Below are 6,819 nucleotides of genomic sequence, written 5' to 3' on the forward strand. Positions count from 1 at the left end.
CGCCGCCGGAGCAGCCCACCACCACCGGCCGCGGACGCCCGGGGTCGGCCCGGTCCGCGCCGTGGCGTCCGAGTGCGCGCACCACCGCACCGGCCACCTCCAGGGCGGCAGATCCGAGGGCCCGGCGGGCCACGGTTCAGACCCCCACCCGCTGCACCCAGCGGGTCGGCTGGTGGATCTCGGCGAGCGTGGGCAGCATCTCCGGTCCGGTGAACACGGTGTTGAAGCCGTCCACGCCGCGCCGCCGGACGACGTGACGGACGAAGGCGGCGCCGTCGCGGTACTGGGCCAGCTTGGCCTCCAGCCCGAGCAGCCGGCGGACCACCAGGTCGAGCCCGCGACGGGAGCGGCGACCGGTGAAGCGGGCCCGGATCTGGCGGACGCTCGGCACCACCGCCGGGCCGACCCGGTCCATCATCACGTCGGCGTGCCCCTCCAGCAGCGACATCACCGCGGTCACCTGGTCGACCAGCTCGCGCTGCTCCGGGGTGGCCAGCAGCACCGCCAGGGAGCCCTCGGCCGCCGACCCCGTCCGACGTCCGCGGCGGCGACCGATCTGGCTGGCGAGCCTGGCCAGGGTCTCGGCGCCGCCCAGGTCGGCAGTGCGCAGCAGCCGGCCGGCGATCCCGCGCAGGTGCTCGGCCAGCCACGGGGCGTGGCCGAACTGCACCCGGTGGGTCTCCTCGTGCAGGCAGACCCAGAGCCGGAAGTCCTCCGGAGGCACCCGCAGCTCGCGCTCCACGTGCACCACGTTGGGGGCGACCAGCAGCAGCCGGCCGCCGTCGGCGTCGAACGGGTCGAACTGGCCGAGCACCCGCTGGGCCAGGACGGCCAGCAGGGCGCCGAGCTGGACGCTGGTGGCGGCGGTCTGCACCGGCCGCCGCCGGGGGTCGCCGTCCAGGTCGGCCAGGACGCGGCTGTAGGTGGCGGCGTTGGCCTCGATCCAGCGGGCCCGGTCGACCACCAGGGTCGGACGCGCCACCGGGGCCTCCAGCCGGGTGGTCTCACGGATGTGCTGCTCGGCCGCCCGCGCGTGCCGGCGCAGGGCGTCCACCACCTGCGCGGCCTCGGCCGGGGAGACCCGGGGCCCGGGTCGGACCAGCCGCGCACCCGTCCGGCTGGCGAGGGCGGCGTCCAGCTGCGGCAGCCGGCCGTCGGGCCCCTCTCCGGTCATGACCGGCACTCTACGGGCGGCCGGCGAACCGGTGGCGTCCTGCACGTTCTCCGCCAGAACCTGTCGATGGTGGCGCAACAGGCGCCCTACGGCGCTGATGGGCCGCTATGGACAGGGTGTGGCGAGGCCGTCCTGCTCGCCGGGTTCCGAGTCCTTCGACAGGCTCAGGACGCTGGCGGCGGGTCAGCAGCCGCAGGCGGCGACGGCGGCGGAGGCGCGGTCGAGCCAGACCCGGGCGGCGTAGTCGTTGGCGGCGTCGTTGACGAGGAAGGCGAACACCAGCAGCCGCCCGTCGGCGGTGCGGGTGTAGCCGGCCAGGCTGTGGGTGCCGCGCAGGGTGCCGGTCTTGCCGTGCACCTGCCCCAACCCGGCCTCCGAGCCGGCGTCGGCGTAGCGGGTGGTGAGGCTGCCGGTGCCGCCGGCCAGCGGCAGACCGGTGACCAGGGCCCGCAGCCCGGGGTGGTCGTCGGACAGCGCCAGTCGCAGCAGCACCGACAGGGTGGGCGCGCCGAGCCGGTTCTCCCGCGACAGCCCGGACCCGTCGCGGGTCACCACGCCGTCGGTGGGGACGCCGAGGTCGGCCAGCGCCCCGGCGACCGCGGTCGCGCCGCCCTCGAAGGTGGCCGGTTCGCCGGCCGCGACCGCCGCCTGGCGGAGGAGGATCTCGGCGATGTCGTTGTCGCTGTGCTGCAGCATCTGCTCGACCAGCACCGAGACCGGCGGCGAGCTGACCTCGGCCACCGTCTCGCCCTCGCCGTCGGCGGCGGCGCCGCCCCGCTGCACCGAGACCCCGGCCTCCTCCAGCAGCCCGGTGAACCGGTCCGCGGCGGCGGTCACGGGGTCGGCCTCGCGGGGGCCGGGGCTGGTCCCGCGGAGCTGTCCCTGGTCGTGCACCAGGGCCACCACCGGGGTGACCTGGTCGCGGTAGTTCTCCGGCCAGGTCGGGCTCCAGTCCGGGCCCTCGAACAGGTCGGCGTCCACCGTCAGCGTGATGGTGCCCAGGCCGGCCGCCTCGGCGGCGTCGCGGGTCTGCTCGGCCAGCCGCTGCAGGCTGGCCCGCTCGGGGTAGCCCCGCTCCTGCACCAGGGTGAGCAGCGGGTCGCCGCCGCCGACCAGCACCCACTGATCGCCGCGACGCTCCACCGTGGTGGTGAAGCGGTGGTCGGGGCCGAGCAGGTGCAACGCCGCCGCCCCGGTCAGCAGCTTCAGCGTGGACGCCGGGATGCCCGGCTGCGCGCCCTCGCGGTGGAGCGTGGTGCCGGTGGCCACGTCGTCCACCTGCAGGTCGAGCCGGCCGCCGACGTCGGTGCGCGGGACGCGTCGCAGCGCCTCGGACAGCGCGGCGGCATCCACCGGCGTCCCCTCCTCCGGCGCCGGCAGCAGGGTGGGTTCGACCACCACCGGGGTCGGCTCGGGGTCCAGCGCGGACGGGTCGACGGTGGGCTGCCCGCCGTCGACCAGCAGGCCGGTGGCGTACAGCGCCGAGCGGCCCCACAGGGTGGCCGCGCCGACCGCGACCGCGAGCACCACGACGAGCGCCACCAGCCCGGTGAGCACCCCGCGGGGACCGGTGCTCAGCCGTCGGGCGGTGTGGTCGCCGTCACGCGGGCGATCGTCGGAGGAAGGCGTCTCCGCGGTCAAGAGCAGGTCGTCCTCACGCTAGAGTCTGCGTCCACGAACCAGTGGCGCCACTGGACTGGTTCTCGTCGACGCACAGGGGAGTCACAGTGACTGAAGAGTATGCCGAGCCGGATCGTCAGCTGGGACGCGATTCCCGTCCCCCGGTCGGCATCGTCTTCGACGTCACCATCGAGATCCCCAAGGGCGGCAAGAACAAGTACGAGATGGACCACGAGACCGGCCGGATCCGGCTCGACCGGACCCTGTTCACCTCGACCCAGTACCCCTCGGACTACGGCTTCATCGAGCAGACCCTCGGCCAGGACAGCGACCCGCTGGACGCGCTGGTGCTGGTGCCCGAGCCCACCTTCCCCGGCTGCCTGATCGAGTGCCGGGCGATCGGCATGTTCCGGATGACCGACGAGGCCGGCGGTGACGACAAGGTGGTCTGCGTGCCGCTGGCCGACCCCCGCCGCGACCACTGGCACGACATCTCCGACGTCCCGGTGATGATGGTCAGGGAGATCGAGCACTTCTTCACCGTCTACAAGGACCTCGAGCCGGGCAAGTCCGTCGAGGGCGCCACCTGGGTGGGCCGTGAGGAGGCCGAGGCGGAGATCCGGGCCAGCCTGGAGCGCGCCAGGGGCACCGTCTTCGAGAAGAAGAACGTCAACCTCCACTGAGGTGACCACCCCGCCGCCGACCGGCACGCACGTGCTGCTGGTCGCGGCCGGCAGCGCGGTCGGGGCCGTCCTGCGGTTCCTCCTGGACACCGCCGCCGGCGGCGGGTGGGCGCTGTGGACGCTCAACCTCACCGGGGCGGCGCTGCTCGGTCTGCTCACCGGTCTGCTGCGCGGACACCGGTCCGGGCGCTGGCTCACACCGCTGCTCGGCCCCGGGCTGCTCGGCGGGTTCACCACCTTCTCCGCCGTGGTGGTGCTGGTGGTCGGCTCGGCCGGGCCGGTCGTGGCGGTCGCCCAGCTGGCAGCGATGACGCTGCTCGGAGCGCTGGCCGCCTGGGCCGGGCTGGTGCTCGCCCGCCTGCTGCGCCGCGACCGGGACGTCCGGGCGGAGGTGCGGCGGTGACGGGCTGGACGCTGCTCGCGGTGGCCCTCGGCGGGTTCGCCGGCGGGGCGCTGCGCGGCTGGCTGACCACGGTGCTGGGTCCCACCCGGGACGGGTTCCCGCGCGGGGTGCTGGCCGCCAACGTCGCCGGTTCGCTGGCCCTCGGCACGGCGGTGACCGCGCTGCCGGCGGGGTCGGCCGCGCTCGCGCTGGCCGGCGCCGGGTTCTGCGGGGCGCTGACCACCTGGTCGGCGTTCAGCCTCGACCTGGTGGTGCTGCTGGAGCACCGGCGCCACCGCACCGCCGCCGGCTACGCCCTGCTCAGCCTGGGCGCCGGGCTGCTCGCGGCGGCCCTCGGCTTGCTGCTGGGCACCTGGCTGCAGGAGAGTCTGACCCCATGACCGGACCGCAGGAGCACACCCACCTGATGCTGGTCGCGCCGTCGGCCAACCGGGTCTACACCGCCGGCGCGGCGCCGCTGGCCGCCGCGGAGCTCGAGCTCTGCGGACCCTTCACCGACGTCCGGCCCGTCACCCTCGCCGGGGTCGACTACCTCGGCTTCGAGGTGCCGGAGCTGGACGCCGACGCGCTGCGGGTGCTGGCCGGGCACTCCACCCACCTGGCCACGTTCGAGCGCGCCGGGACCGCCGAGGACCCGCTGCTGCGCCCGGTCGAGGTGCCCTCCACCGACGTCCTCGACGACGACCTGGTGACCATCCCCAAGTACCAGGGCAAGACCAACGAGCTGTTCACCCGGCTGCTGCTCAACGTCACCCTGGCGCAGGTGCGCACCCGCACCGAGGGCCCGCTGACGGTGCTCGACCCGCTCTGCGGCCGCGGCACCACGCTGACCACGGCCTGGCTGGCCGGGCACCACGCCGCCGGGGTGGAGGCCGATGTGAAGGCGCTGGAGCAGATGGCGGCCTTCCTCAAGACCTGGCTGCGGCGCAAGCGGCTCAAGCACACCGCCGACGTCAGCCCGGTCCGCCGCGACGGCAAGAGCCTGGGCCGCCGCCTCGACGTCGAGGTGCGCCCGGCCGACGGTCCGGTGCTGCGGCTGACCGCGTTCAGCGGCGACACCCGGCAGTCGGCCGAGCTGTACGGGCGCCGGACATTCGACGCGGTCGTCACCGACGCGCCCTACGGCGTGGTGCACGGCAGCCGGAGCGACGTCCGCGGCGTCAGCGGACGCCGGGACCGCTCGGCGGCCGCGCTGCTGCGGGAGGCGGTGCCGGTCTGGGCCGGGCAGCTCAAGGACGGCGGCGCGCTCGGCATCTCCTGGAACACCCTCCAGATGACCCGGGAGGAGCTCGCCGAGGTGCTGACGGCGGCCGGGCTGGAGCCGTTCGACGGCGGCCCGTGGCTGCAGCTCGCCCACCGCGTCGACGCCTCCATCCAGCGCGACCTGATGGTGGCCCGCAAGGTCTGAGCACGCGCGCCCCGGCCGGGAACGGCCGGAGGCGTTGACAACCGGCGTCCGGCGGGCGTCTGCTGGGACAACCCCGTCCTCGCCCAGCACCGCTGCTGGCACCACCCGGAGGTCTCGGGGTCGCACCCCGAGGAGCCCCGATGCCCGAACGCCCGTCCCGTGCCCGCCTGCTGGTCGGCGGCGCGGTCGCCCTGACCCTCACCTGCTCCGGCCTGGTCGCCGGCAGCTCCGCCTCGGCCGAACCGGTCACCCCCGGGGGCGGCCTCGGCCCGGCACTGGCGCCGGCCGCCGAGGAGCTGCCCACCCCGTTCGAGGAGGCGGGCGGCAGCGAGTGGACCACCTTCGAGGAGTCCGTCGCCTTCTACCGCGAGCTGACCACGGCCAGCCAGCGGGTCTCGGTGCGCACCATCGGACGCAGCGTGGAGCGGCGTCCGCTGCAGCTGGTCGCCGTCGGCGAGCCCGGCCCGAAGTCGCAGCAGGAGGCCGCCGAGGGCTCGGTGGCGTTCTTCGTCTGCTCCGTGCACGGTGACGAGCCGTCGGGACGGGAGTCCTGCATGGCCCTGGCCCGCGACCTCGCGCTCAGCACCGACGCCGCGGTCGCCGACTTCCTCGAGGGCACCACGGTGCTGTTCATCAACGCCAACCCCGACGGCTGGGTGGCCGACACCCGGCAGAACGCGCAGGACGTCGACGTCAACCGCGACTACCTGGCGCTGGAGACCCCCGAGGCCCGGGCGGTGGTCGACGTCATCCGGGAGTGGAAGCCCGACATCCTCAACGACCTGCACGAGTACGGGCCGCGGGAGTACTACGAGACCGACCTGCTGCACCTGTGGCCGCGCAACCGCAACGTCGACGACGAGCTGCGCGACCTGGCCCAGGAGATGAGCGCCGAGCACGCGGCCGGACGGGTCACCGCGGAGGGCTACACCGCCGGCGTGTACGGCCAGCTGGTCAAGGACGGCGAGCCGTTCCTGCAGGTCGCCGGTGACGACCAGGGCCGGATCCTGCGCAACTACGCCGGGCTGGTCAACGTCGTCGGGATGCTGAGCGAGACCGCCAACGACCCGCTGGACGAGGCCGAGGAGGCCGACGAGTCGCTGATGAACCGCCGCCGGGTGGAGGTCAACTACCTCAGCGCGCTGGGCTCGCTGGAGCTGGTGCAGGAGGACCCGCAGCGCCTGGCCGAGGCGACCGCGGCCGCCGCGGAGCGCCAGACCACCGCGGGGGCCGAGCAGTCCGGAGTCATCTACTTCGGCGGCCAGGACGACATGATCCCGACCGACCCCGACCTGGTCGAGCCCGAGCCGATGTGCGGCTACCAGCTCGACGACGACCAGGTGCGCAGCCTGGGCCGCACCCTGGCCCGGCACGGGATCGAGGTCACCCGCACCGAGGACGGCGACCGGGTGGTCGAGCTGGCCCAGCCGACCCGCGGGCTGATCCCGCTGCTGCTGGACGAGCGTTCGCAGTACCGCCTCACCGAGGCCACCCCGCTGGCCACCTGCTGACCCGCGCCTCCCCTCCCCCG

At 74.9% G+C, this 6,819-nt stretch carries 7 protein-coding genes; 5 read left to right on the forward strand and 2 right to left on the reverse strand.

All coding sequences use genetic code 11. The features are described 5' to 3' along the window. Nucleotides 1-136: 136 nt before the first annotated feature. Together DVA66_RS15030 and dacB are read right to left on the reverse strand one after the other, a co-directional pair. Nucleotides 137-1,174, reverse strand: coding sequence for a zinc-dependent metalloprotease (locus DVA66_RS15030; protein WP_114560818.1), 1,038 nt, complete (start codon nucleotides 1,172-1,174; stop codon nucleotides 137-139). A 183-nt stretch (nucleotides 1,175-1,357) separates the two neighbouring features. After that, nucleotides 1,358-2,815, reverse strand: a complete 1,458-nt coding sequence (dacB, locus tag DVA66_RS15035; protein ID WP_114560813.1) for a D-alanyl-D-alanine carboxypeptidase/D-alanyl-D-alanine endopeptidase — start codon at nucleotides 2,813-2,815, stop codon at nucleotides 1,358-1,360. 119 nt (nucleotides 2,816-2,934) lie between these two features. Between dacB and DVA66_RS15040 the strand changes: the two genes are divergently transcribed. From DVA66_RS15040 to DVA66_RS15060, 5 genes are all read left to right on the forward strand, one after another. Next, nucleotides 2,935-3,477: an inorganic diphosphatase gene (locus tag DVA66_RS15040; RefSeq protein WP_269801631.1), complete on the forward strand. Its 543-nt coding sequence runs from the start codon at nucleotides 2,935-2,937 to the stop codon at nucleotides 3,475-3,477. Nucleotide 3,478: 1 nt separating this feature from the next. Beyond that, nucleotides 3,479-3,880: a CrcB family protein gene (locus tag DVA66_RS15045; protein WP_114560814.1), complete on the forward strand. Its 402-nt coding sequence runs from the start codon at nucleotides 3,479-3,481 to the stop codon at nucleotides 3,878-3,880. After that, the gene (locus DVA66_RS15050; protein WP_114560815.1) at nucleotides 3,877-4,260 is read left to right on the forward strand and encodes a fluoride efflux transporter FluC; all 384 of its coding nucleotides are present in this window, start codon (nucleotides 3,877-3,879) and stop codon (nucleotides 4,258-4,260) included. Before DVA66_RS15045 ends, DVA66_RS15050 begins: the two co-directional genes overlap by 4 nt. Then, nucleotides 4,257-5,288 carry a TRM11 family SAM-dependent methyltransferase gene (locus tag DVA66_RS15055; RefSeq protein ID WP_114560816.1) on the forward strand — a complete coding sequence of 344 codons (1,032 nt, stop codon included), beginning with the start codon at nucleotides 4,257-4,259 and terminating at the stop codon, nucleotides 5,286-5,288. Before DVA66_RS15050 ends, DVA66_RS15055 begins: the two co-directional genes overlap by 4 nt. Nucleotides 5,289-5,428: 140 nt before the next feature. Continuing rightward, nucleotides 5,429-6,799, forward strand: a complete 1,371-nt coding sequence (locus DVA66_RS15060) for a M14 family zinc carboxypeptidase (protein WP_114560817.1) — start codon at nucleotides 5,429-5,431, stop codon at nucleotides 6,797-6,799. Nucleotides 6,800-6,819: the final 20 nt, after the last annotated feature.

It is taken from the genome of Desertihabitans aurantiacus, assembly GCF_003344635.1.
Taxonomy (GTDB): Bacteria; Actinomycetota; Actinomycetes; order Propionibacteriales; family Propionibacteriaceae; genus Desertihabitans; species Desertihabitans aurantiacus.

Bases quoted from the DNA above. Each gene is read 5' to 3' on its own strand.
- DVA66_RS15030 (WP_114560818.1), bottom strand. From the start codon at position 1,174: ATGACCGGAGAGGGGCCCGACGGCCGGCTGCCGCAGCTGGACGCCGCC.
- DVA66_RS15055 (WP_114560816.1), top strand. From the start codon at position 4,257: ATGACCGGACCGCAGGAGCACACCCACCTGATGCTGGTCGCGCCGTCG.
- DVA66_RS15060 (WP_114560817.1), top strand. From the start codon at position 5,429: ATGCCCGAACGCCCGTCCCGTGCCCGCCTGCTGGTCGGCGGCGCGGTC.